The sequence below is a fragment of the Flavivirga jejuensis genome (assembly GCF_030540765.1).
Taxonomy (GTDB): Bacteria; Bacteroidota; Bacteroidia; order Flavobacteriales; family Flavobacteriaceae; genus Flavivirga; species Flavivirga jejuensis.
Genome location: NZ_JAUOEL010000001.1, coordinates 607207 through 634099 on the forward strand (window position 1 = coordinate 607207; position 26893 = coordinate 634099).

23 protein-coding genes are annotated in these 26893 nt (G+C 32.1%); 18 read left to right on the plus strand and 5 right to left on the minus strand.

Annotated elements, in window-relative coordinates; all coding sequences use genetic code 11:
- Positions 1 to 35: 35 nt before the first annotated feature.
- Together Q4Q40_RS02660 and Q4Q40_RS02665 are read left to right on the plus strand one after the other, a co-directional pair.
- Complete coding sequence (locus Q4Q40_RS02660) at positions 36 to 887, plus strand: prephenate dehydrogenase (RefSeq protein ID WP_303300133.1); 852 nt, start codon at positions 36 to 38, stop codon at positions 885 to 887.
- A gap of 20 nt (positions 888 to 907) precedes the next feature.
- Positions 908 to 1990, plus strand: a complete 1083-nt coding sequence (locus Q4Q40_RS02665; protein ID WP_303300135.1) for a bifunctional 3-deoxy-7-phosphoheptulonate synthase/chorismate mutase type II — start codon at positions 908 to 910, stop codon at positions 1988 to 1990.
- 66 nt (positions 1991 to 2056) lie between these two features.
- Here the strand turns inward: Q4Q40_RS02665 and Q4Q40_RS02670 are convergent, their stop codons facing one another.
- Positions 2057 to 2506, minus strand: a complete 450-nt coding sequence (locus Q4Q40_RS02670) for a hypothetical protein (protein ID WP_303300137.1) — start codon at positions 2504 to 2506, stop codon at positions 2057 to 2059.
- Between the two features lie 442 nt (positions 2507 to 2948).
- Here Q4Q40_RS02670 and rsgA point away from each other — a divergent pair, with 442 nt between their 5' ends.
- From rsgA to rlmN, 9 genes are all read left to right on the plus strand, one after another.
- Positions 2949 to 3902: a ribosome small subunit-dependent GTPase A gene (rsgA, locus tag Q4Q40_RS02675; protein ID WP_303300138.1), complete on the plus strand. Its 954-nt coding sequence runs from the start codon at positions 2949 to 2951 to the stop codon at positions 3900 to 3902.
- A gap of 122 nt (positions 3903 to 4024) precedes the next feature.
- Positions 4025 to 4477, plus strand: coding sequence for a D-aminoacyl-tRNA deacylase (gene dtd / locus Q4Q40_RS02680; protein ID WP_303300140.1), 453 nt, complete (start codon positions 4025 to 4027; stop codon positions 4475 to 4477).
- Complete coding sequence (locus tag Q4Q40_RS02685) at positions 4477 to 5013, plus strand: metal-dependent hydrolase (protein ID WP_303300141.1); 537 nt, start codon at positions 4477 to 4479, stop codon at positions 5011 to 5013. The genes dtd and Q4Q40_RS02685 overlap by 1 nt, the downstream gene beginning before the upstream one ends.
- 61 nt (positions 5014 to 5074) lie before the next feature.
- Entirely contained in the window at positions 5075 to 6988 is a 1914-nt protein-coding gene (locus Q4Q40_RS02690) for a DUF3858 domain-containing protein (protein ID WP_303300142.1), read from the plus strand.
- A 1-nt stretch (position 6989) separates the two neighbouring features.
- Complete coding sequence (locus Q4Q40_RS02695) at positions 6990 to 8999, plus strand: DUF3858 domain-containing protein (protein ID WP_303300143.1); 2010 nt, start codon at positions 6990 to 6992, stop codon at positions 8997 to 8999.
- Between the two features lies 1 nt (position 9000).
- Entirely contained in the window at positions 9001 to 9327 is a 327-nt protein-coding gene (locus Q4Q40_RS02700) for a nucleotide pyrophosphohydrolase (protein WP_303300144.1), read from the plus strand.
- A 33-nt stretch (positions 9328 to 9360) separates the two neighbouring features.
- Positions 9361 to 10584, plus strand: coding sequence for a 3-phosphoshikimate 1-carboxyvinyltransferase (locus Q4Q40_RS02705; protein ID WP_303300145.1), 1224 nt, complete (start codon positions 9361 to 9363; stop codon positions 10582 to 10584).
- A gap of 72 nt (positions 10585 to 10656) precedes the next feature.
- Entirely contained in the window at positions 10657 to 11706 is a 1050-nt protein-coding gene (queA, locus tag Q4Q40_RS02710) for a tRNA preQ1(34) S-adenosylmethionine ribosyltransferase-isomerase QueA (RefSeq protein ID WP_303300146.1), read from the plus strand.
- 143 nt (positions 11707 to 11849) lie between these two features.
- Positions 11850 to 12890 (plus strand): dual-specificity RNA methyltransferase RlmN, encoded by a 1041-nt coding sequence (rlmN, locus tag Q4Q40_RS02715; protein WP_303300147.1) that lies wholly within the window; start codon positions 11850 to 11852, stop codon positions 12888 to 12890.
- Positions 12891 to 12941: 51 nt separating this feature from the next.
- Here rlmN and Q4Q40_RS02720 read toward each other — a convergent pair whose 3' ends face one another.
- The gene (locus Q4Q40_RS02720) at positions 12942 to 14123 is read right to left on the minus strand and encodes a T9SS type A sorting domain-containing protein (protein WP_303300148.1); all 1182 of its coding nucleotides are present in this window, start codon (positions 14121 to 14123) and stop codon (positions 12942 to 12944) included.
- Between the two features lie 184 nt (positions 14124 to 14307).
- On the opposite strand from Q4Q40_RS02720, the gene Q4Q40_RS02725 reads away from it, so the two are divergent.
- Positions 14308 to 15285, plus strand: a complete 978-nt coding sequence (locus Q4Q40_RS02725; RefSeq protein ID WP_303300149.1) for a polyprenyl synthetase family protein — start codon at positions 14308 to 14310, stop codon at positions 15283 to 15285.
- Positions 15286 to 15419: 134 nt separating this feature from the next.
- Here the strand turns inward: Q4Q40_RS02725 and Q4Q40_RS02730 are convergent, their stop codons facing one another.
- Positions 15420 to 15899 (minus strand): hypothetical protein, encoded by a 480-nt coding sequence (locus tag Q4Q40_RS02730; RefSeq protein ID WP_303300150.1) that lies wholly within the window; start codon positions 15897 to 15899, stop codon positions 15420 to 15422.
- Positions 15900 to 16151: 252 nt separating this feature from the next.
- Between Q4Q40_RS02730 and Q4Q40_RS02735 the strand changes: the two genes are divergently transcribed.
- The 3 genes from Q4Q40_RS02735 to Q4Q40_RS02745 all read left to right on the plus strand — a co-directional run bounded on the left by Q4Q40_RS02735 (position 16152) and on the right by Q4Q40_RS02745 (position 18665).
- Positions 16152 to 16718 carry an RNA polymerase sigma factor gene (locus Q4Q40_RS02735; RefSeq protein ID WP_303300151.1) on the plus strand — a complete coding sequence of 189 codons (567 nt, stop codon included), beginning with the start codon at positions 16152 to 16154 and terminating at the stop codon, positions 16716 to 16718.
- Complete coding sequence (locus Q4Q40_RS02740) at positions 16705 to 17448, plus strand: hypothetical protein (protein WP_303300152.1); 744 nt, start codon at positions 16705 to 16707, stop codon at positions 17446 to 17448. Before Q4Q40_RS02735 ends, Q4Q40_RS02740 begins: the two co-directional genes overlap by 14 nt.
- A gap of 155 nt (positions 17449 to 17603) precedes the next feature.
- Positions 17604 to 18665: a hypothetical protein gene (locus tag Q4Q40_RS02745; protein WP_303300153.1), complete on the plus strand. Its 1062-nt coding sequence runs from the start codon at positions 17604 to 17606 to the stop codon at positions 18663 to 18665.
- 275 nt (positions 18666 to 18940) lie between these two features.
- Here the strand turns inward: Q4Q40_RS02745 and Q4Q40_RS02750 are convergent, their stop codons facing one another.
- Positions 18941 to 21169: a M1 family metallopeptidase gene (locus tag Q4Q40_RS02750; RefSeq protein ID WP_303300154.1), complete on the minus strand. Its 2229-nt coding sequence runs from the start codon at positions 21167 to 21169 to the stop codon at positions 18941 to 18943.
- Between the two features lie 127 nt (positions 21170 to 21296).
- Here Q4Q40_RS02750 and Q4Q40_RS02755 point away from each other — a divergent pair, with 127 nt between their 5' ends.
- Complete coding sequence (locus tag Q4Q40_RS02755) at positions 21297 to 21824, plus strand: inorganic diphosphatase (protein ID WP_303300155.1); 528 nt, start codon at positions 21297 to 21299, stop codon at positions 21822 to 21824.
- Between the two features lie 408 nt (positions 21825 to 22232).
- Complete coding sequence (locus Q4Q40_RS02760; protein ID WP_303300156.1) at positions 22233 to 24599, plus strand: sodium-translocating pyrophosphatase; 2367 nt, start codon at positions 22233 to 22235, stop codon at positions 24597 to 24599.
- A 203-nt stretch (positions 24600 to 24802) separates the two neighbouring features.
- Here the strand turns inward: Q4Q40_RS02760 and Q4Q40_RS02765 are convergent, their stop codons facing one another.
- A complete protein-coding gene (locus Q4Q40_RS02765) occupies positions 24803 to 26131 on the minus strand; it encodes a sugar MFS transporter (RefSeq protein WP_303300157.1) in 1329 nt (442 codons plus the stop codon).
- Positions 26132 to 26510: 379 nt separating this feature from the next.
- Here Q4Q40_RS02765 and Q4Q40_RS02770 point away from each other — a divergent pair, with 379 nt between their 5' ends.
- Positions 26511 to 26654 carry a DUF5679 domain-containing protein gene (locus tag Q4Q40_RS02770; RefSeq protein WP_303300158.1) on the plus strand — a complete coding sequence of 48 codons (144 nt, stop codon included), beginning with the start codon at positions 26511 to 26513 and terminating at the stop codon, positions 26652 to 26654.
- Positions 26655 to 26893 lie beyond the last annotated feature (239 nt).

Below are 26893 nucleotides of genomic sequence, written 5' to 3' on the forward strand. Positions count from 1 at the left end.
CCTTTAGGGAAGATGTCTCAAAAAGAGAGATGGGAATGAAAAATATTTACATTATAGGTGTTGGGTTAATAGGTGGAAGTCTTGCTCTCGATATTAAAAAAAATAAGCCAGAAGTTGTTATTCATGGTATTAGCAGAAAAGAAACAACGCTTGATGAAGCTTTGTCTCTTAAACTAATTGATAAAAAAGCAACCCTAGATGATATTAATAAAGCCGATTTAGTTATTATATCTATTCCTGTAGATGCTACAGTAAAGTTGTTGCCAACGGTATTAGATAAAATATCCGATTCAGGATTGGTTGTAGATGCGGGATCTACTAAAAAGGACATATGCAAGATTGTTGAAGCGCATCCTAAACGTAGAAATTTTTTAGCAATGCATCCTATTGCTGGAACCGAACATTCGGGACCTAGTGCAGCAATTAGCGGCTTGTTTGAAGGGAAGACAAATATTGTATGCGAAGTTGAAAAAACAGCATTTAAACTTCAAGAAAAAGCCTTAAAACTTTTTGTAGATATAGGCATGCGAATTCGTTATATGAACCCAGAGGCTCATGATAAACACATAGCGTATATGTCTCATTTATCGCATATAAGTTCATTTATGTTAGGTAAAACGGTTATTGAAAAAGAAAAAAATGAGCGTGATATTTTTGATATGGCAGGCAGTGGATTCGCTTCTACAGTCCGTCTGGCAAAAAGTTCCCCAGAAATGTGGACACCCATTTTTGAACAAAACAAAGAAAATGTTATTGAAACCTTAAAAGAATACATCAATAATCTAAATCAATTTAAAGATCTTATGGAAAAAGATGATTTTGAGGCAGTTTACAATGAAATGAAAAACACGAATCATATAAAACAAATTTTAAACGGAATAGCCTAAGTAGCTAAATATTAAACAAAATGGAGAATAAAAAAGAAATGAGAAACTGGTTGGATGCATTAAACTTAGATCATCCTTTGGTTATTGCAGGACCTTGTAGTGCTGAAACAGAAGAGCAAGTATTAAAAATTGCACATGAGTTAAAAGATACCGATGTTAGTTATTTTAGAGCAGGTATTTGGAAACCAAGAACAAGACCAGGAATGTTTGAAGGTGTTGGTGCATTAGGCTTAAAGTGGCTACAAAAAGTAAAAGCAGAAACTGGAATGAAAATCTGTACCGAAGTAGCTAATGCTGCTCATGTAAAATTAGCATTAGAGCATGATGTAGATTTATTATGGATTGGTGCACGTTCTACAGTAAGCCCATTTATAATGCAAGAAATTGCAGATGCTTTAGAAGGAACGGATAAGCCTGTATTGATTAAAAACCCTGTAAATCCTGATTTGTCATTATGGTTAGGAGGTATTGAAAGAATATATAAATCTGGTGTAAAAAATATTGGCGCTATTCATAGAGGCTTTTCAACATACCAAAAGACCAAATATAGAAATATTCCAGAGTGGCAATTAGCTATCGAATTTCAGAATAGATTCCCTGATATTCCATTAATTAATGATCCATCTCATATTACTGGTAATAGAGAGATGATTTTTGATGTGTCTCAAACGGCTTTAGATTTAAATTTTGATGGATTAATGATTGAAACACATTATGATCCTGAGAATGCATGGAGTGATGCAGCACAACAAGTAACGCCATCTACATTGGTGCAGATTATGAAAAATTTAAAAATTAGAAAAGAAACTAATGCTGAAGCTGAATACAATAGCGAACTTGATAATTTAAGAGCGCAAATTGATGTTGTAGATAATCAAATTATTAATTTGTTAGGACAACGTATGGAAGCAGCAGATGGTATTGGAGCACTTAAAAAAACAAAAAATGTAGCTGTATTACAATCTAAGCGTTGGAATGAGATTTTAGGGAAAATGGTTTTAGAAGGACAAGATCATGGACTTAGTGAAGAGTTTATCTTAAAGATGTTTAAAGCCATTCACCAAGAATCTATCAATCATCAAGAAAAGATTATCAATGGTTAATAATTAACTGTATAAAAAAAGCCTCGCAATTGCGAGGCTTTTTTGTTTTAATAAAATAAAGTAGTTTTATTTATTTCTTTTAAAAATGTAACGGGTTATAAAAATACCTTGTTTGTCATCTTTACCCCCTTTACTTTCAACGGCACTAGTTACAAAAGCTAATTCCCAGCCTTCTTCTATCATCGTATTGATTTTTGAAGTAATTATGGCATCATTAGCAGCAATATTTTGGAAACGAATTCCTCCTACATTATAAAAGTTTAATAGTTTTGTTTCATCAAAACCTTTAACTCTAATTTCGCCACGTTTAGACTTATTACGTGTGTTGTCTTCTTCTGTTTGAGTAGAAGTGTATTCTTTGTAATCTTTTTCTTCGTTAGCGCTAATAAGTCTAGAACGGCCTAAACCGTTAGGAACAATAGATTCTACACTAGTAATAACTTTGTACTGTACTTGAGCATTTGCGTCGATAAAAGAAAATAACGCGATAGTAAAAATGATAAGTAATTTTTTCATGTTAGATTGGTTTTTTTAAATTAAGGTGCTAATGTATGAAAAATATTTAAAAAAACACGATAAAGTGTTTATTTTGAACGACGAAATGCTTTTTGTGTGACTTAGATGAATTTTCAGTTTAGGTGAAATAGCTTGTGTTTACGCATTCCGAAAAGGATATAATAGCACTCAAAATTTTATATTGAACGCATCCCGTCATTTTATTTTTAATCAAAAATGAGTTGAAAACTTGTTCATATTAAACACTTTTAGAAAGGCAATGGCATTGCACCGTGAAAAAAAGGAGTGATATATAAGACGAATATCAGCCATTTTTTAGGAAATAGAAAAGGCAAGAAGAGTTCATTATTGAAAAAGTAAATGAGGGACTATTCGTTACTAAAAAGTAAATAGAGAGCAAAATTCAATTTAAAAATTGTTATTTTGTGCTATAATATAATGGATGACAGGACTCGTTTATAAATCTACAGGAAGCTGGTACACGGTAAAAACCGATTTGGGCCATACTTATGAATGCCGTATTAAAGGGAGATTTCGTATAAAAGGTATTAAAAGCACAAATCCTATTTCGGTTGGTGATGTGGTCGATTTTGAACTTGAAACCGATAATAATCAGGAGTCAGGTATCATACATAATATTCATGATAGAACGAATTACATTGTTAGGAAATCGGTCAATTTATCTAAACAAACACATATTATTGCTGCTAATTTAGATCAGGTTTTTTTAATGATTACCATTAATAACCCGCCTACATTAACCAGTTTTATAGACCGATTCTTAGTAACAGCCCATGCATACTCTATTAAAACAGTGTTACTATTCAACAAAATAGATGCATACGATGAAGAAACCCTTTTAGAAGTTAAATACCTTGCTCACGTTTACAGGAAAATAGGATATGAGTGTATAGGTGTTTCTGCAAAAACTGGTAAAAATGTAGATAAAGTAAAGGCTTTAATGCGTAATAAAGTTAGTATGTTTTCGGGACATTCTGGAGTTGGTAAATCGACACTTGTAAATGCTATTGAGCCAACTTTAAATATCAAGACAAAAGAAATTTCAACACAGCATATGCAAGGGCAACATACGACAACCTTTGCCGAAATGTTCGATTTAAGTTTTGGAGCAAAAATTATTGATACACCAGGTATAAAAGGTTTTGGAGTTGTTGATATGGATAAGGAGGAAGTCGGGGATTATTTTCCAGAAATATTTAAATTAAAACAAGACTGCAAGTTTAATAATTGCTTACATGTTCAAGAGCCTAAGTGTGCTGTTAAAAAAGCATTAGATAATGATGAGATAGCATTTTCACGTTATAGAAGTTATTTGCAAATTATTGAAGGTGAAGATGCACATTATAGAACAGATAACTGGGATAATAAAGAGTAAGTGGTTACAGTAACTCATTTACAGTAATAATATGCTGAGAATATAATTTTGCAAGGTTTTAAAGTCTTACTAGACGTTGCTTAATAGTTAATAAATAAGATCTCCTTTGGGAGTTTAAAGGAATGAAAATAGTTATTCAAAGAGTTTCAAAAGCTAGTGTAACCATTAATGAGGAGAAAGTAGCATCCATTTCAAAGGGACTTTTAATCTTTTTAGGTATTGTAAATGAAGATACTCAAGAAGATATTAAATGGTTAACTAATAAAATAGTGAATCTTCGTGTTTTTGGTGATGAAAATAATGTTATGAATACTTCTTTATTAGATGTTCAGGGTGATGTTATAGTGGTAAGTCAATTTACTTTACATGCTTCTACAAAAAAGGGAAATAGACCAAGTTATATTAAAGCAGCAAAACCAGATGTAGCTGTTCCGCTTTATGAAAATTTTGTAAAGCAATTAGAAGTTGATTTAGGGAAAAAAGTACAAACTGGACAATTTGGAGCCGATATGAAAGTAGCATTGCTTAACGATGGGCCAGTAACTATAACAATCGATTCTAAAAATAAAGAATAATGGCATCTATCTTTGGACATGCTGTGGTTGGTTTTACATTGGCAAAAGTGATAGACAAACACCATGCTAAATGGCTAATAATATTTGCTGTATTTTCAACCATACTTCCAGATTTTGATGTTATAGGTTTTAAATTGGGAATACCTTATGCACATCCTATGGGACATCGTGGTTTTTCGCATTCCATATTGTTTTCAATAATATGGGGGCTTATTTTAATGTTTACCATAGGTAGGAAAAACAAGCTCATTTGGTTTTGTGTGATTTTTTTATCAACGCTTTCACATGGTGTTTTAGATGCTATGACATCTGGAGGGAAGGGTGTTGGTTTTTTTATCCCTTTTAATAATAGTCGTTTTTTCTTTCCGTTTCGAGGTATCCAAGTCTCACCAATTGGTGTAAAAAACTTTTTTTCAGAATGGGGATTAAAAGTGTTATTTAGCGAGTTTAAATACATTTTTATACCATCTTCTTTTGTGTTAGCCGTAAGATTTTTATCTTGTTGGGCGAAAGATACTTTTTATAGTAAAAACTGATTTTACTCATATAACAATTAGATTTATACAAGTACCTTTAATGTTTAAAACTTTATAATGTATGACTATAAAAAAAATTGTAAGTCTTCTTACTTTACTCCTAACCTTATCTGTTACTTCACAAGAAAATTTATATAGTAGTTATACGATTCCAACAAATCTTAAAGAAAAAGCTAATGCGGTTATTCGATCTAATGATGTTCATATTTCATTAAGATCGTCAAGTGAAATGTATGTTACTAAGAAACGAATTATTACAGTCTTAAATAAAGAAGGAGATGATGCTGTAGGAGCCTATATACACTACGATAATAATGTTAAAATTAAGAGTTTAGAAGTTTTGGTTTTTGATGATTTTGGCAAAGAAATTAAAAAGATCAAAAAGAACGATTTTAAAGATGTTAGTGCAGTTGATGGTGGCACATTATATTCAGATTCTAGAGTTAAATATTTAGAATATACTCCTATTGAGTATCCATACACAATTGAATTTACTAGTGAAGCCGTTAATAATAATACAGCATTTATTCAACCCTTCTCACCTGTTAATGGTTATTTTGTAAGTGTAGAAAAAAGTACTTATACCATAGATTTTCCAGAAGATCTTACAATTAGAACAAAAGAGAAGAATTTTGAAACTTTAGATTTATTAAAAGAGGAGACTCTCGGAAAAATCACATACGAAGTGAAAAATATTGAAGCCGTAAAACCCGAAGCATATAGTCCTGCATCTGTTAATATGGCTCCTAAAGTTTTAATTACTTCAAAACAATTCACATTAGAGGGCGTACATACACAGGTAGAAAATTGGAATGATTTTGGAAAATGGATGTATCACGATTTGATAAAAGATACGTATGATTTACCTGCAAGTACTATTAGCATGATTCAAAACTTGGTAAAAGAGGAACCTGATGATGTAGCAAAAGCAAAGAAAATATACCAGTATGTGCAAGATAAAACGCGTTATATAAGTGTACAAGTAGGTATTGGAGGTTGGAAACCTTTTAAAGCTTCACAGGTAGATGAATTAGGTTACGGAGATTGCAAAGCTTTAACAAACTATACCATGTCACTTTTAAAAGCAGTAGGAATTGAGTCTAATTATGCAATAGTATATGCTGGTAAATCACAAAGAAGTTTAGAGAAAGACTTTGCCGCTATGCAAGGAAACCATGCTATTCTTAATATTCCACAACAAAATAAAGAAGATATCTGGCTAGAGTGTACAAGTCAAAAATTACCTTTCGGTTTTATTGGAGATTTCACAGACGATAGAGACGTATTGGTAATAACACCAGAAGGAGGTGAAATTCAACATACAAAAAAATACAACACAGAAGAGAGTACCCAACGAATTAAAGGGAGCTACACCATTTCTAACGAAGGGGCTATTAATGCTGATGTAAATATAAATTCTAAAGGCATACAATATGACGATAAATATTGGTTAGAAACCGAAACAGAAAGAGATTTAGATAAACATTATAAAAAACGTTGGAAATATATCAATACCATCACGATTAACAACATGCATATTACAAATGATAAAAATGCTATTGAATTTGTTGAAGATGTTAGTTTTCAAGCTACTAATTATTCTAAAATATTAGGCGATAGAATGTTACTTGCTTTAAATGTTTTAAATAGAAATACAGAAATACCAGATCGTTACAGAAATAGAAAATACCCCCTTAAAATTAGAAGAGGATTTACAGATATTGATGAGGTTGAAATTAAATTGCCATCAGATTATAAAGTGGAATCTAAACCTAATAATAAGAATATTGAAAACAAATTTGGGAGTTATAAAGCAGAGGTAATCGTAAAAGATGAAAATACACTTATATACAAAAGAGAATTTGTAGTTAATGATGGCGAATTTCCTAAAGAAGACTATGATGCCTTTAGAAATTTTTATAAAGAAGTGAATAAACAAGATAATGCAAAAGTGGCATTAATTAAAAAAGAATAAAATGTGGCCTACAATAATTTTATTTAGCTTATGCTTTACTATAACGGTATTTGCTCAAGATTACAAATTTGGAAAAATTTCTAAAGAAGAATTAGAAGAAAAGTTTAATCCGTTAGATTCATCTGCTAATGCAACATACTTGTATAAGAATAGAAAAACTTTTTATGAATACAGAGAAGGAGTAGGCTTTGAGTTAATAACTGAAATACATGAGCGGATAAAAATATATAACAAAGAAGGGTTCAACTATGCTACCAATCGGGTAGGTTTACATAAAAGCGGAAGTGATAATGAGGAGATGAGTAGCATAAAAGCTTATACCTATAATTTATTAGAAGGAAAGATTAAAGAAACTAAACTGACTAAAGAGGGGATTTTTAAAACAGAAAAATCTAAATATTTTGATGAAACAAAGTTTACCATGCCAGACATTAAAGAGGGAAGTGTGGTTGAATTTAAGTATAGGATTTCATCACCTTTTTATTGGAGTGTAGATGATTTTGATTTTCAGTATGATATTCCTGTAAAAAAATTAGACGCCAGATTTGAAGCACCAGAATATTTTGTTTTTAAGGCTAATACTAAAGGGTTTTTGTCTGTAGTTCCTATAAAGGAACAAAAAAGAGATCGGATTATTTTTAATAATAAAACAAGAAGTGGCCAAGGCTTATCTGGAACAAGAACGTCATTTAGTTCATCGAATTTAGAATTCACCAAAAATATTTCATCCTATAATCTTAAAAATATCCCCGCACTAAAAGAAGAGTCCTATGTAAACAGTATAAACAATTATAGATCGTCTGTAAACTATGAGTTGTCTTATACAAAGTTTCCAGAATCTACTGTTAAGTATTATTCTACGACTTGGGAAGATGTTGTTAAGACCATTTATAAAAGTCCTGCTTTTGGAACAGAATTAAATAAAACAGGGTATTATGAAGATGACTTGGATGCCATAATAAGTTCTATATCGGACCCAATGAAACGTATAGCCTTAATTTTTGATTTTGTAAAATCTAAGGTGAAGTGGAATGGGTATTATAGTAAGTATACCAGTGAAGGTGTAAAAAAAGCATTTAAAAATCATGTAGGTAATGTTGCAGAAATAAATTTAATGTTAACTTCTATGTTAAAATATGCAGGTTTAAATGCCTATCCTGTTTTGGTAAGTACAAGGCAGAATGGTGTTCCATTGTTTCCAACAAGAGAGGGTTACGATTATGTGGTTAGTTATGTTAAGCTTTTTGACGGATATATGTTGTTAGATGCTACAAATAAATATAGTATACCCAATGTTTTACCTTTTAGAGCATTAAATTGGCAGGGACGCGTAATTGCAGAAAAAGGAGGATCTACATTAGTAGATTTATATCCCAAGGAAAAATCGAAAAATATGATCTCTATCCTGGTAGATTTAAATGAAGCTGGTAGTTTAAGTGGCGGTTTTAGAAGTGTTAAAACAAACCATAATGCCTTGTCATACAGAGCGCGTTATAACGACGTTGATGAAGACGATTTTATAGAGAAATTAGAGAATAAATATAATGGTTTGGAAATTTCTGATTTTAAGGTGGTTAATGATAAGGACTTGTCAAAACCAGTAATAGAATCTTATAAATTTGTAAAAGAAAGCCAAGCAGATGTAATTGGCGATAAAATTTACTTTTCTCCAATGTTTTTTTTAAAAACAACAGAGAACCCTTTTAAATTAGAAAAAAGAGAATTTCCAGTCGATTTTGGATATCCTTCTATCACTAAATATAGAATTTTAATAAATTTGCCTGAAGGATATAAAATAGAGTCAATACCAGAAACAATAGGGTATAGTTTACCTGATAAATTAGGAATGTTCAAGTACAAGATATCTATGACCAATAATACAGTACAACTATTAGTAGAATCACAAATTAATCAACCTATCATTTCTTCCTTATATTACGATGCTTTAAAAGAATATTTTAAGCAAATGATAGAAAAAGAAAATGAACAAATAGTATTAACTAAAGTATAAGATGGATATAAAAAATGCACAAATAATAGTTGACGATTGGATAAATGATCATGGTGTGCGCTATTTTAACGAGCTTACTAATATGGCTCAACTTACCGAAGAAGTAGGAGAAGTAGCTCGTATTATTGCCAGACGCTATGGTGAACAAAGCGAAAAAGAAAGTGATAAAGGGAAAGACCTTGGAGAAGAATTAGCAGATGTTTTATTTGTGGTATTATGTTTGGCAAACCAAACGGGTGTTGATTTACAAAAGGCATTTGATAAAAGAATGGATAAGAAAGCAAAACGAGATCACGATAGACATCATAATAACGAAAAATTAAAGTAAATTTGCTGCTTGTTTAAAAGAGAATTTATAAGCATGCATATTACACTTCAAAAATCGACAATTGCTAAGCAATCTTCAATTCAAATAACAGGATCTAAAAGTGAATCCAATAGATTATTACTTTTAAAAGCCCTGTACCCAGAAATTAGTCTGGATAATGTATCAAACTCTGATGATAGTAACTTAATGACTAATGCCTTGAGTTCTAATACAGGTTTAGTTGATATTTATCATGCAGGAACTGCTATGCGTTTTTTAACAGCCTATTTTTCTGTTCAAGAAGGGAGAGAAGTCGTGCTTACGGGTTCTAAACGGATGAAAGAACGCCCCATAGAGGTTTTGGTAGAAGCACTTCAAGAGCTTGGTGCAGATATTAGTTATGTTGAAAATGAAGGGTTTCCGCCGATAAAAATAAAAGGAAAAAAACTAATTAAAAATAAAGTATCGCTAAAAGCAAATGTAAGTAGTCAATATATTTCTGCATTACTGCTTATAGCTTCAAAACTTGAAAACGGATTAGAGCTAACCTTAGTAGGAGACATAACCTCGGTTCCATACATAAAAATGACACTTAGTCTATTAGATGAAATAGGAGTAGACGCCACATTTAATGGACATGTTATTACAGTAAAACCAAAAGTTAATGCGCAAACTCCAAAAACATTAACTGTAGAATCAGATTGGTCATCAGCATCTTATTATTTTAGCATTGCTGCTATTAGTGAGGTTGGAACAGAAATTAGACTGTCTTCATATAAAGAAAACTCATTACAAGGCGATTCGGTTTTAGTAGATATTTATAAGCATTTTGGGGTAAGTGCTGTTTTTAATGATCATGGCGTAATTCTAAAAAAAGAGTTTTCAAATTTAGAGCCATTAACTTTAGATTTAAAAAATGCTCCAGATATTGCTCAAACTATTGCAGTAACATGTTTTGCTTTAGGGATATCTTGTGATTTAACAGGGCTACACACACTCAAAATTAAAGAAACAGACAGATTGGTTGCTTTAAAAAATGAAATCGAAAAATTAGGAGGTCAGGTTGACATTACTGATAAATCTCTGCATTTATCAACTTCTACTATTATAAATGAGTTCGTGCCAATAGAGACGTATCACGATCATAGAATGGCCATGGCATTTGCACCACTAGCACTTAAAACGGCAATAATTATTAAGGATGCAGAAGTGGTTTCAAAGTCGTATCCAACATTTTGGGATGACTTAAAATCTATTGGATTTAAAATAACTGAATAATAATCATTCATTTACTTGACAATCGCTATTCGCAGATTGTATATTTGCAGCTTTCAAAAAAACAGACTATATATGAAATTATCAAACTTTGGCTTCAATTTACCAGAAGAACTATTAGCGGAATACCCATCAGAAAATAGAGATGAGTCACGTTTAATGGTTTTAAATAGAAAAGAGCAAACCATAGAGCATAAGTTGTTTAAAGATATTATTGACTACTTTGAAGAAGATGATGTTTTAATTCTTAATAATACCAAAGTGTTTCCCGCAAGATTATACGGTAACAAGGAAAAAACAGGAGCGAGAATAGAAGTGTTTTTGTTAAGAGAATTAAACGAAGAACAACGTCTTTGGGATGTTTTGGTCGATCCAGCTCGTAAAATAAGAATTGGTAATAAATTATATTTCGGCGATGATGATACATTAGTAGCTGAGGTTATAGATAACACAACATCTAGAGGACGTACATTACGTTTTTTATATGATGGATCGTATACTGAGTTCCGTAGAAAACTAAACGAACTTGGAGAAACACCACTTCCAAAATATATAAAAAGAGATGTAGAGCCAGATGATGAAGAGCGTTATCAAACGATATATGCAAAAACCGAAGGTGCTGTAGCAGCTCCAACTGCGGGGCTTCACTTTTCTAAACACTTATTAAAAAGATTAGAAATTAAAGGTGTTGATTTTGCAGAAGTGACTTTACATGTTGGGTTAGGTACTTTTAATCCAGTTGAAGTGGAAGATTTGTCGAAACACAAAATGGATAGTGAAGAGTTGAGGATTGAAGAAAAAGCAGCAACTATTGTAAACAATGGTATAGAGAGTAAAAGACGTATTTGTGCTGTAGGTACTACAGCCATGCGTGCTATAGAAAGTGCTGTGTCGTCGAATGGTAGACTAAATGAAATTGAAGGGTGGACCAACAAATTTATTTTCCCCCCATACGAATTTAGTATTGCTAATAGTATGATTACTAACTTCCATACTCCAAAATCAACATTGTTAATGATGGTTTCTGCATTTGCAGGACACGATTTTATAAAAAGAGCTTACGAAGAAGCAGTAAAAGAAAAATACAAATTTTATAGCTATGGCGATGCCATGTTAATCATTTAATTCTAGACGTGTTTCAGTATCTTATTTAAATATAAGGAAAGCCTTGTTTTAGCAAGGCTTTTTTTTAGGGCATTATCTATAACTTTCAATTAATAAATCAAAAATCGTTAATAGTAAAACCTTTCACTATTTTTGTAACACTTATGGCAACAGGTAAAAAAGACATTCGAGCGTTAACCAAAGACGATTTAAGAGAATTCTTTGTAAAACAAGGAGATAAAGCTTTTCGTGGAAATCAGGTTTACGAATGGCTTTGGCAGAAATCGGCACATACTTTTAAGGATATGACTAATGTTTCAAAAGAAACACGTCAAATGCTAGAAGATAACTTTGTTATTAACCATATCGAAGTCGATACCATGCAACGTAGTAAAGATGGAACAGTAAAAAATGCGGTTCGATTACATGATGGTTTAATAGTAGAGTCCGTTTTAATACCAACAGCAACAAGAACAACCGCTTGTGTTTCCAGTCAAGTGGGATGTAGTTTAGACTGTAAGTTTTGTGCAACGGCACGTTTAAAGCGTATGCGCAATTTAAATCCAGATGAGATTTACGATCAGGTTGTCTCTATAGACAAAGAAAGTCGTTTATATCATAATCGCCCGCTAAGTAATATTGTTTTTATGGGGATGGGAGAGCCTCTCATGAATTATAACAATGTTATTAAGGCTATTGATAAGATTACGTCGCCCGAAGGGCTTGGCATGTCTGCAAAGCGAATTACAGTATCGACATCGGGTGTTCCTAAAATGATTAAAAAAATGGCAGACGATGAAGTGAAATTCAATTTAGCTGTGTCTCTACACTCGGCTATTGATGACGTTCGTACGTCCATCATGCCCTTTAATGAAACGTTTCCTTTAGTAGATTTAAAAGAAGCATTAGAATATTGGTATGATAAAACCCAGCGTACCATTAGTTATGAATATGTGGTTTGGAAAGGGATAAATGATACTCAAAAAGATATAGATGCTTTTGTTAAGTTCTGCAAGTATGTACCATGTAAAGTAAATATAATTGAATACAACCCTATTGATGATGGTCAATTTCAACAAGCTACGAATGTAGCTTTAGAAAATTATATCAATACCTTAGAAAAGAATAGAATAGTTGTGAATGTGCGTCGCAGCAGAGGAAAAGATATTGATGCCGCTTGCGGACAGTTAGCCAATAAAAGTTAGAAACAAAAAAGCTGTATAGGGTAGCTTTTTTGTTTCCAGATAGGAGAAAACCTAATCTTTTATAATTTTTAACGTTTGCGATTTTTTATTTGCATTTACTGTTATCAAATAAATCCCTTTGTTTAGAGGGCTTAAATCGATGGAGTTCCCAGAAATACCTTCTTTGTTTATTTCTACAATACGCTGACCTAATTGATTTGATATTAGTATTTTATCAATAGTTTCTGTGGTTTCAATATTCAAAAAGTCCTTAACGGGGTTTGGATAAGCGTTTGTAATTTTTAATTGATTATTGTCAATAGAAAGCGCAGGGTTTGATCCAGTAGTAAAAGACCAAACTGACGTTCCTGTTGCACCTCCAGTAATATTGTATGATACAGCAGCCCAGTAATAGGTTGTTGAATATTCTAAGCCAAAAAGAGTAAAACTTGTATTGCTAATATCAGCTAATGCCGTTGGAGGGTTCGATGTTCCGAAATAGAAAATATACCCATCAGGAGCCTCTCCTGTTAAGGCATTTTCCCATGAAAAGGTGTAAGCGGCATCGCTGGCATCAATAACCAAATCTTCATTATAATCGGTGTCTAATGCTAAAGCAACATCTGTGGCACTATCAATAGGGTTTGGAGTTATTGCTGGATTTGGAATTGGTATAGTTGGTTGTTGAACAGTAATATTATCAATTCCCCAATAATATGAAAAGTCTCCAACCCACCTAAATCTAACTTGGGCATTTGTAATATCTTTCAATTCTGCTGTGACATCTAAAATAATTGAACCACTTATAAAGGTGTTGGCGGTAATTGTCGCTTCGGTGTATGACATAATTTCAACCCAAGAAGCACCATTATAGACTTCAACATAAGCTTCACCTCCAAAACCACTAACGAAGAGGTGATTAAAAGTCAGTTTTATGTTTGTTAAACCACTACAGTCAAACGCTGGACTTTCTAATGCAGTCTCCTCTGGTCCTCCTCCATACGCATCACTATTAAGAATGGCATAATTCCCTGAAAAACCACCTTCTGTGTAAAAAGAAGTATTAAAATCACCAAGGAAAGGTGCAAATCCACCAGTTTCAAAAGTCCAAATATTTCCCGTTGATGTCACTTCATTATTAGTCCATCCAGTAGGAAGAGTTAGGTCTGTTTCAAAGTCTTGAGAAATTAAAATTTGCCCGAAAGTAAATGAAACGGAAAAGAGGAAGAAAGATAATAAGGTAATTTTATTCATAAGCTATTTAATTAGTTATTAATATAATTAACATATAAAATATTTCTTACAAAACACTATTTTGTCGATCAAGTGTTTTTTTTAAAGATTAATAGTACAAGTATTTAGAAAAGGAACTTTCGAGGATCTATTGTAGTAATATTTTAACTTTATTAGTAATTTCGCGAAGAATAAGTTTTGAATATTGAAAATAGTAGAGCAAATAAAGCAACCCATAGACTATGAAATGGATCTTTTCGAGCAAAAGTTCCAACTATCTATGTCGAGTAAAGTAGCTTTGCTTAACAGGATTACGCATTATATTGTAAACAGAAAGGGAAAACAAATGCGCCCTATGTTTGTTTTTCTGGTTTCTAAAATGGTGTCTAATGGAGAAGTTAGTGAACGAACTTATAGAGGCGCCTCGGTAATTGAACTTATTCATACAGCAACTTTAGTACATGATGATGTTGTTGATGATAGTAATCGCAGACGTGGATTTTTCTCTGTTAATGCTCTTTGGAAAAATAAAATAGCCGTTTTAATAGGTGATTATTTATTGTCTAAAGGATTGCTTTTAAGTATAGATAATAATGATTTCGATTTACTCAAAATTATTTCTATTGCCGTTCGAGAAATGAGTGAAGGTGAATTGCTTCAAATTGAAAAAGCCAGAAAGCTTGATATAACAGAAGCTGTTTACTATGAAATTATCCGTCAGAAAACCGCAACGTTAATTGCGGCTTGCTGTAGTTTGGGAGCTGCATCTGTAAAACCAGAATCGCAGCATGTTGAGACTATGCGAAAGTTTGGAGAACTTATTGGTATGGCATTTCAAATAAAAGATGATCTATTTGATTATGGCGATACCCAAATAGGTAAACCTACAGGTATAGATATTAAAGAACAAAAAATGACATTGCCTTTAATTTATGTGCTTAATCAATCTTCAAAAAAGGATAAAAAATGGCTTATTAATTCCATTAAAAATCACAATAAAGAAACCAAACGTGTTAAAGAGGTTATTGCTTTTGTTAAAACTAAAGGTGGTTTAGATTACGCTGTAAAGAAGATGAAAGCATTTCAAGAAGAAGCATTACAAATACTAAAAACATATCCTGAATCAAATTATAAAAATTCACTAGAACTTATGGTTAATTATGTGATTGATAGGAAGAAATAGTTTTTTAGCTTATTAACAGGTAGGTTTAACATGTATTTAAAAAAAGCATACTTATGCATTGCAATCTTCTGAAGGGAAATCGGAAAGAAGCATAAGGGGGCTAAAACATTATTGGTTAAGAAAAAATGGGGTTTTTAATTTACCGTTACTTTTAGTTCATAAATATTACTTTTCTTATCTCTTTTTACAACACTTACTGTTCGCTTACAGCCTTTATTATCGAATATGTCATCATAAGAAGGGCTTTTGCCGTAATCATATATAAATTGGTTAACACTGTTTTTGTCGTGTTTTTTTATAAAATCAAGAAGATCCCAAAAAGAATTATGATCATCTCCTATATCCATATATATTTTATACCCGATTAACTTATCAGCTCTAAATCGGAGAATAAATTTTGTCTTAGAAACATAACCATTAGGTAAAGTGATATTTTTACTTCCGTTATATGCCTCAATTTTTCTTGCTGCATATCTTGGATCATCATTTTTAACTGATTCGTCTAAATAATTTAGAATAACAGATTTTTTATTGTTACCTATAGTTAAATCAGTATTTATGATTGGTTCTAAAAAGACCTTGCATCCTGTATTTTCTTGAGAATTGACTTTCATACATAAGATAAATGTCAGAAATGTTAATATGAATAATTTTATTTTCATTGGAGTGGTTTTTTTAAATTGCTTAGAATGACTTTTTGATATGAAAACGAAAGTAACTGAAAATTTTCATAAAGTCCAAATAAAGTCAAAAGTTTTAATTTTTCATTATGTTTTTCAATTACATTTATAGAGATATTTTAACACTTGGGCAACCATTTATGTAATATTTACGTCTTTAAAAATAGAAGATTAAATCAATCACTCTTGAAAGTAATACATCTGTATAAAAACGAAACGTCCCTCATAAAAAAAGCGATTAAAAGTAATCGAGAAGCGCAGCATGTATTATTTGAATTACATGCTCCAAAAATGTTAAGTGTCTGTCGGTACTATATAAAAGATTTACAACAAGCAGAAGAGGTTATGCTTAATGGGTTTTTTAAAGTGTTTTCTAATTTAAAAAGTTTTAAAAATGAAGGAAGCTTTGAAGGTTGGATAAGGCGCATTATGATAAGAGAATCTATTTCGTTTTTAAGGCAAAAAAAACAAATAGCGTTTTCTGTTGAATATTTTGAGAATAACAACGAGCATACAAATAATATTAACACGAATATAGAAGTTGCCGAAATACAGCAACTTATTGATGAGCTTCCAGAAGGTTATAAAATGGTATTTGTTATGTATGCTATTGAAGGGTATAAACATTACGAAATAGCAGAGATTCTAAATATAACAGAGGGCACATCAAAATCTCAATTATTTAAAGCACGAAAATTGCTTCAAGAAAAAATTAAAGTATTAAACAATACAACAGGCTATGGAACCAAATAAATTTGAAGATAACATAAAAGATAAGCTTGAAAAGAGAACGTTACAACCATCTAATGATGCTTGGGACAAACTTTCAGAACGTTTAGATAATCAAGGAAAAAATAAAAATATAAAACCAGTTTTATGGTTAGGGGTGGCTGCAAGCATTGTTGGAATTTTGTTAGTAATATCCCAGTTTTTTAATCATAGAACTAGAATAAATAATGCCCCTGAAACAGTGGTAGTTCCTGAGATTTTGGAGCAGAAAAAAAATAATGCCATCGTAATTGAAAAGCATATTAATATTGAACACCTGCAAGTAGATGAAGAAGAAGCAATTGTAGAACCTATAAAAAAGGTGGTCCCAGTTGAAATAACAAAAAAACAAACAATTATTGTTCAAGAAAACAACCTAAAAAAATTAAAGAAAGAGTCTGTTAACCCTGTTGAAGTGAAACTCGAATCTCTAACTTTCGAACAAGAAAAAATACAAGTAGTTGCAAATAAGATAAAAGCATTAAAAGATAATAACGAAGTTACTGATGATGCTATTGATGCTCTGTTATTTGAAGCTCAAAAAGAAATCAGGTTAAACCAGTTATATAATAAAACAACAGGGGTGGTTGATGCTAATTTATTACTTCAAGACGTTGAAGCAGATTTAGATCAATCCTTTAGAAGCAAGGTTTTTGAAACCATAAAATTAAGTTACGGTACAGTAAAATCGGCTATTGCCCAACGTAACGATTAATTGTGGTTTCTGTGACCTGTATTAAACTTGTTTCAGTAAGGAAGAACCTTATTGAATTGCAACTATAAATAAACATCAAATCAATTATCAATAGATGTTGAAATATCTATTTGGCTAAGTCCAGGATAATATTTCAACATAAAAAACGAACAGTTATGCAAATTATTACTAAGTATTTAGCACTTGCAGTGCTATGTGTAAGTGTGCAATTAATCAATGCACAAGACACGATTCCAGCTATTAAAAATGAGAAGAATATTAAAATGCTTAGGCATTTGAAAACAGTTATTGAAAAGGAAGAAAAAGATTTTTTAAAAATAGAAGTAGAAGCTATTAACAAGCGTTTAAACAACGGAGAAATTACAGCCGAAGAAGCTCAAGAATTAAAAATGAAAGCGGCAAAATTAGCAGCTTTGAATATTGAAAATCGTATAGGGATTATAGATAATAAGATTGCTCTTCTTGAACGGAATGATTATGGATTACATAGGGAAGCAAAAGATGTTAAATTTGGTATTGCAATAGATGGAGATGAGGTTCTTTCTGTGCGAGGAAAGAAGAAGCCAAAGAAATACGATTTACGAACTTCTAGCGATTTTGTATTGGCTTTTGGTTTAAATAATGCCATTATTGAGGGGGAAAAGCTAGACGATTCGCCATATAAGTTTGGTGGGTCTCGGTTTTTAGAATTAGGTTGGGCGTGGAAAACACGTGTGTTTAAAAATACTAATTTTTTACGTTTTAAATACGGATATTCTTTTCAAATAAACGGACTAAAGCCTGATGATAATAAGTATTTTGTTCAGCAAGGAAATCAAACGGTATTACAAGAATTTCCAGAAAACCTTAAAAAGTCTAAACTGTCTATTACCAATTTGGTATTCCCTGTTCATTTTGAGTTTGGTCCTTCAAAAAGGATTGACAATGATACTTATTTTAGATATGTTACTCGAAATCAATTTAAAATAGGTTTAGGAGGATACGCAGGTATTAATATTGGCACACGTCAAAAACTAAAGTATAAATTGAACGGCGAGCATATTAAAGACAAACAAAAACGTGGTTTTAATACCAGTAACTTGGTATATGGATTAAGCGGTTATATTGCTATTAGTGAAATGGCCTTGTATGTTAAATATGATCTGTCTCCTATTTTTAAAAATCAGATTGTCGATCACAATAATATTTCAATAGGCGTTAGGTTTGATGTGGATTAAAATTAAAGACAAAGGTTTTATCAACAGTTTTTATAGATTCTATGCACTTTTGTCTTAATTATAAAGATTCTTCGCTGCGCTCTGATGACAAACAATTGAAAGTTAGTTAGTTATAAAACACGTCAATGGTAGCGAAGCGAAGAATCTGTTTTGATTTAAGTAAATAAAAATTAAATAATCAAAACATTAAAATTTTAAAAGATTCTTCACAGCTTTGCTGCTACCTTCAAAGCAAAATATATTTTGTTTCTTGGTAATATTCAAAATGACACTTTTTAATTATTTTTATCTTTAAAGGCGTCAAATTCAGATGGTATTTCAACTTTAGGGAATGAGTTGTTCTTCATATCGGTATCGGCATACTCAAAATTAGGATCTAAATTTACTTTCTTTACCTCTTTTTCTTTTATAAAAGTTTTTCGAATTTCGTATTCATTTCTACGCCAGATTTCTGAAGGAATTATGTCGATCTCTTTAGAGTCATCAGTAAATATCCACTCAATAGTAACAGGCATAACAAGTCCACCTACATTTTTGATGGTGATTTCGTAAATGTTTTTACCAGAAAGTTGTTTGCGTAATTCGGGTTCATTAATTCTTGATAAAAACTGACCATAAGCAGCATCGGGTGTTGTGTTCATAATAATTGTTTCTGGACCACTAGAGAAATCTTTTGGTTGCGTTTGGATGTTTTTACCAGAGGCTTCAAGTTTTACTTTAGATGTGTTATTTTGATCTTCAATATTCGAATTTTCTTCATATACTTTAAACCATTTTACATTACTTAATTCCATGTCTACATGATCGGTAGTAAAAAACCAACCTCTGTAAAACCAATCTAAATCGGTAGCAGTGGCATCTTCAAGGGTTCTAAACAAATCGGCAGGGTTGGGATGTTTGTATTTCCAGCGGTTAGCATATTCTTTAAAGGCCTCATCAAATAGTTCTTTTCCGATAATAGAGTTACGTAACATTTGCAACCCAACGGTAGGTTTTAAATAAAAATTGGCACCAAATTGAGACATAAGTTCGCTATCTGAAGTCGTCATAATAGGACGCAAAATATTTTTATCACCACTCATAAATGGTACAATACTTTTGGGTGTTACACTATTAAAATCAGGGTAACGTTCTGCAACGGTTCTTTGATGTAAAAAAGTATTTAAACCTTCATCCATCCACATCCATTTACGCTCATCTGAACTAACAATCATAGGAAACCAGTTATGCCCCACTTCATGAATAATAGTTCCTATCATACCTTGTTTAGCACCATCACTTATTTTACCATTTTTTGGTCGCCCACCATTAAAACTAATCATTGGAAATTCCATACCAATATTTGAGGTGTTTACAGAAATAGCTACTGGGTAAGGATAATCGAAAGTAGCTTCAGAATAAACTTCTAAAGCATGTATTATTGCTTTAGTAGATTCTTCTTGCCATACAGGTAGGCCTTCTTTTGGGTAAAAAGACATGGCCATTACAGTGTTGGTTGGTAATTTTACAGCTTGTGCATCCCACATAAATTTACGAGAGGATGCAAATGCAAAATCACGAACATTTTTAGCACTAAATTTCCAGGTTTTTTGCTTCTTTGTTTTTTGTTTTTCATTGATTAGGGCTTCTTCTTGTGTAATAATCATTACAGGTTTATCAAAAGACTTTTGTGCTTTATCTAGCCTCTTACGCTGTGTTTTAGTTAACACAGATTCACTATTTTGAAGCAAGCCAGTAGATGCAATAATATGATCTTCGGGGACAGTAATTTCAACGTCATAATCACCAAACTCCAAAGCGAATTCTCCAAGTTTTTGAAATTGTTGATTTTGCCAACCTTCAGTATCGTTATAAACAGCCATTCTTGGAAACCAATGAGCAATGAGGTAAACAGTATTATCGTCGGAAGGAAAGTATTCATAGCCTTCACGAGATAATAAATACATGCTTCTATCGGTAATAGGGTAAGACCATGCTATTGAAAAACTTGTAGATTCCCCCGATTTAAGAAGCGTGTTTAATTTAACCTTCATCATGGTGTTATTAACCATGGTTTTTAAGTTGTTTTTATCAGAATCTTTTACATATTTAATAGAATAACCGGCAGGAAAATCGATAGCTCTGGTAAGGAACTGCATTTGTCTGGTAGTCATACCGTTTTTCATATTATTATTTATGGATCCAAAATCTTCATTTTCTTTTTTGTTAACGTTTTGTTCTAGCTGTATCCATAAATAACTTAAATCATCTGGCGAATTATTATAATAAGTAATAGTTTCCTTGCCAGAAATAGTGTTGTTCGATTCGTTTAATTCAACTTTTATGTTATAATTAGCACGTTGTTGCCAGTAGTCTCTTCCAGGAGCTCCGCTAGCAGTTCTGTAAGTATTAGGAGGTTTAAGCATATTATCAATAGGTTCAAACTTGCCTTGCCAAGGCTGTGTTTGTGCCTTGCTAATTGATGAATAAAATAAAGTCAGGAATAAAATAAAGAAAAGTCTCATAGATTTTAAAAAATTATTTGAATTAGTCAAGGAGCAAGATAGGAATATTAATATAAATCAAGCTAATTTTTTGTTGCTTAAAGACTAAGTGTTCAGTACATTTGCCTCCCTAAAATATTTGTAAAATATGAGTAAGAAAAAAGATTTAACATTTGATGTGTTAATAGAAATACCTAAAGGAAGTAGGAATAAATATGAATACGATTTTACATTACAAAAAATTCGTTTCGACCGTATGCTGTTTTCATCTATGATGTATCCTGGGGATTATGGGTTTATTCCAGAAACCTTGGCTCTAGATCAAGATCCATTAGATGTATTGGTTATGGGAACAGAACCAACATATCCTATGGTGGTTATGGAGGTAAGACCTATAGGGGTATTCCATATGACGGATGAAAAAGGACCTGATGAAAAAATTATTTGTGTACCCGTTTCAGATCCTATTTGGAATAAAAATAAAGATATATTAGATTTAAATCCTCATAGGTTAAAAGAAATAGAACATTTTTTTCAAGTATATAAAGATTTAGAAGAGAAGAAAGTTGATACAGGTGGATGGGGTAATGCTGAAGAAGCTGTTAAAATTTATCATGAATGTGTACTGAGGTATGACAATAGTGAACACAAGAAAAAACGGACATTTACTATTTAGTTGAAATTTTATATAAAAAGTTTAAACTTTTTCAAAATTTAAAGAAACCATCCTAATTCTAGGGTGGTTTTTTTGTTTTCCAATTTTTGATGTAAGAAGAATTCTGGATATAATTAAAGGACTATAATTTTTATAGAAGTGTATTAAATTATACTTTAAGGTTTATAGTTTTTTTCTTTTTTTGAAGTGCATAGTTATAATAATAAATTTTTAGCCTTGAACTTCTAAACGAAATTTTATCTAAATAGACTAAAAAAAACTAACATATATCATAGTATTAAAGATAATATATTTAAATGGGGATTTAAATGTGTCATCTTTAATTAAATGCGGCTTTTTTTATCACTTATATTTTCCTATTTTTAGCTTCGTTAAAAAAAAACAATTAATTTAAACTAATTAACTAATATGGATTTAATAGTAAATTTTTTACCGCTTTTTGGTATTGTAGCTTTAATTTTCGTTTTTCTAAAAAGTGGATGGGTTTCAAAACAAGAAGTAGGTGATGAAAGAATGTCTCGTATAGCTAAGAATATTGCAGACGGAGCCATGGCATTTTTAAAAGCCGAATACAAGGTTTTAGCAATTTTCGTGATAGCAGTAGCTGTCTTGTTATATTTTAAAGGGTCTTCAGAAGTGGGTTCTAGCGGGATGGTTTCAATATCATTCATCGTAGGTGCTATTTGTTCTGCCTTAGCAGGATTTATTGGGATGAAAGTTGCAACCAAAGCGAATGTTAGAACAACACAAGCAGCAAGAACATCTTTAGGACGCGCATTAGAAGTGGCGTTTGCTGGTGGCGCTGTAATGGGCTTAGGTGTTGTAGGCTTAGGTATTTTAGGGTTAAGTGGTTTATTTATTATATATCAAGGCTTATGGCCTGGAGCTGAAAATTTAATATTGGTATTAAATGTTCTTTCAGGGTTTTCTTTAGGAGCTTCATCTATTGCTTTATTTGCTCGTGTTGGTGGTGGTATTTATACTAAAGCTGCTGATGTTGGAGCTGATTTAGTTGGTAAAGTTGAAGCTGGTATTCCAGAAGATCATCCTTTAAATCCTGCTACTATTGCAGATAATGTAGGTGATAATGTAGGAGATGTAGCTGGTATGGGAGCAGATTTATTCGAATCGTATGTAGGTTCTATTATTGGAACCATGGTATTAGGTGCTTTTATTTTAACACCTAATTTTGGTGGTTTAGGAGCTGTGTACTTGCCTTTAGTTCTTGGTGCTGTAGGTATAATAATGTCTATATTAGGTTCCTTTTTTGTAAAAGTAAAAGATGGTGGAAATCCACAAACAGCATTAAATATTGGTGAATTTGGTTCTGCAGGATTAATGATTGTGGCGTCTTATTTTATTATCAATGCTCTAATTCCTGAATCTGTTGAAGGTTTACCTTTCGGAGCCATGGGTGTATTCTGGGCAACAATTGCTGGTTTAGTAGCTGGTTTAGGTGTTGGTAAAATAACAGAGTATTATACAGCTACAGGGAAAAAGCCTGTAATGTCAATTGTTAAACAATCAGAAACTGGAGCTGCCACAAATATTATTGCTGGCTTAGGTGTTGGTATGATGTCAACAATGATTCCTATTCTTTTGATTGCTGCTGCTATTATGGTATCACATCATTTTGCAGGTTTATACGGTATTGCTATTGCAGCGGTAGGAATGTTAGCAAATACAGGGATTCAATTAGCAGTTGATGCTTACGGACCAATTTGTGATAATGCAGGTGGGATTGCTGAAATGGCAGAATTACCAAGCGAGGTTCGCGAACGTACAGATAAATTAGATGCTGTTGGTAATACAACTGCAGCTGTTGGTAAAGGTTTTGCTATTGCTTCTGCTGCCTTAACAGCTTTAGCTTTATTTGCAGCTTTTATGAAAACTGCTGGGGTAACGACAATTGATGTATCTCAGCCTAAAATTATGGCTGGATTATTAATTGGAGGTATGTTGCCATTTGTGTTTTCTGCATTATCTATGAATGCCGTTGGTCGTGCTGCCATGGCAATGATTGAAGAAGTTAGACGTCAATTTAGAGATATTCCGCAATTAAAAGCAGCTTTAGAAGTGATGCGTAAATATGATTCTGATATGACTAAAGCTAATGAAGCTGACAGAGGAATATTTGATGCTGCCGACGGTGTTGCAGATTATGGAAAATGTATTGATATTTCAACTAAAGCTTCTATTAGAGAAATGGTTTTGCCAGGGTTGTTAGCTATTGTAGTGCCTGTTGCTGTTGGTTTTATTGGTGGCGCCGAAATGTTAGGTGGATTGCTTGCGGGTGTTACAACTTGTGGCGTGCTTATGGCAATCTTTCAATCGAACGCAGGTGGTGCTTGGGATAATGCTAAAAAAACAATTGAAGAACAAGGTAAAAAAGGTACAGATGAGCATAAAGCTGCTGTAGTTGGTGATACTGTTGGAGATCCTTTTAAAGATACTTCAGGCCCTTCTTTAAATATCTTATTAAAATTAATGTCGGTTGTAGCATTGGTTATTGCGCCTAGTTTAATTGAAGTTGAAACTGCCATGGCTTATGTTTCTGATACTAATGCTATAGAGCATGTAGAGACTTCTAAAGAAGTTAAAGTGAAAATGACTAATAATAATGATGGTACTGTTAAGGCTATTGTAACTACAGTAACTACTAAAGGTGAAGAAGAAGCTATTAGCTATGAAACTTTTAATGGAAGTGAATCTGAAGTAAAAGCTAATATTGAAGCTTTAAAAGAAAGTGACGAAATAGCTGGAGTGAGTCCATAAAGAGATTTAGAAAGAAATTTTATAAAACTAAAAGACCATGTTAATAACATGGTCTTTTAGTTTTATAGACAGTTATTATTTTTAGGTTTATTTCTATTGTCTATCGTCTGCTTTCTCCTAAAAGGCTTAGGAAATTTGTATTCTATTGCAAAAGGGAATTATATTTTAATTTAGTAGTTATACAATTTGCCGTATAAATTAATCTATGATTTTTTAAAACCTAGTTTATGTCCCCAAAAGGAATAATATAGAATAATGATATAGCAAGGGAGTAAAATCCAATATCCACTAGATGCCGATTCTGCCATGGCAGAAACCTCTTCGACACCACTTGCAAGTAATTGCTCCTTTTTTGCATCGACTATGGCTCCGTACAATGGAGGTATTATAGCGCCCCCAGAGATCGCCATAATTAATAATGCCGAGGCCGTTTTAGTAAATTTCCCTAACCCGTTTAAAGTAAGTGGCCATATGGCAGGCCAAACTAAAGCATTTGCTATACCTAACGCTGCTACAAAAAGAACAGAAGTAAATCCAGTTGAGAACACAATACAAAATGATAATATAATTCCTAAAAAAGCACTGGCTTTTAAGGCGAATGACTGACTCATGTATTTAGGAATTAAAATCACCCCTAAAGCATATGTTGCAACCATAGCTAATAATGTAAATAATGTAAAGAATTTTGCCTGACTAACAGGGAGATTTAAAGAAATCCCATAAGATATTATAGTGTCTCCAGCAACAACCTCTACGCCTACATAAACAAACAATGCTAAAACACCTAACCACAAATGAGGAAACTGAAAAATACTTGTTTTTGTTGTCCCTCCTTCTTTAGGTGCTTCAATAGGTTCTGCTTCAACATGTGGCAAAGGCGCTTTTCTAATTAAAACACCCAAGACGAATAGTACAATAGCCATTATAATATATGGTGTAACGACACTATCTGCCATAACATTTAATAATTCTGCTTTTTCAGTATTTGAAACAGAGCCTAATTTGTCCTTTATTTCATCAATTCCAGATAATAAAAGTGCGCTAAAAATTAGAGAGCCTAATCCTCCTGCAACTTTATTAGCAATTCCCATAATGGATATACGCTTAGCAGCACTTTCAATTGGCCCTAAAATAGTGATGTATGGATTAGATGCTGTTTGTAAGAGCGTCATGCCTGCTCCTTGAATAAAAATTCCTGTTAAAAACATCCAATAGGTTCTAGCCTCAGCAGCTGGGATAAAAACTAAGGCTCCTAAGCCCATAATAACTAATCCTAAAGACATCCCTTTTTTATAACCAATTTTATTGATTATATAAGATGCTGGTAAAGCCATAATAACAAAAGAAATGTAAGATGCAGAAGCTACTAAATAAGATTGCGCATCTGTTAATTCGTTAATGGTTTTCATAAAAGGAATTAAAGCACCATTAATCCATGTTACAAATCCAAAAATAAAGAATAGCCCAGCTATAATCATTATTGGAATTAATGTGCTGTTCTTTGATGTTGATAATTGGTTAGTATTGGGCATAATTATTGATTTCTATTAATTATTTAATAATATTTTATAAGTAAGATTACTTTAATCTTAAGAATCCATCGGGGCTTGCCTTGGGGTAAAAGTGGAAAGTTTGAAAACCTTAGGTTTTCATCAATCTAAAAATATTTTTCCGCTTGATACCTCGTCAGCTTGCTGCGGGGTCATTCATTTGCATAAATATATTATTAGATAATCATCTAGCCAAAGTATTCTACAAGAAACATTCGTTATATAAAAAGTGTTAATGCCTAAAATATCCATTTTTCTGTACAGAAAAAGGTTGTTTACATAGCGTTTTTATTTGTTAACACCAGGAATAAAACTTACATTTAGAAAGTTGAAAGTTTAATTGGAATAAAATATAAGATATATGGACGGGTACTGTGTAAAGTGTAAAGTCAAAAAAGAAATAAAAGATGCTAGTGAAGTGACTATGAAGAATGGAAGAAAGGCAATGAAAGGAAGTTGCCCAACTTGCGGTACTGGTATGTTTAGAATATTGGGTAAGTCCTAAGCTGTATAAACTTACAAAGGCTTTAGTTTTTCAAACTATATAAATTAAATCAAAGATATACTAAAAATATAACTCCTATTAGGTTGGTCTGAATATTAGTATGTTTTTTATTTATAATATTTACACTTTTTATTTTAAATTTATTCTTCCAAAGTAATATTAATTTTAAAGTATCGATTCTACCTATATTGATATTAAAAATATCCTATCTTCTTAATTAGACCATTTGCATAGAGTAA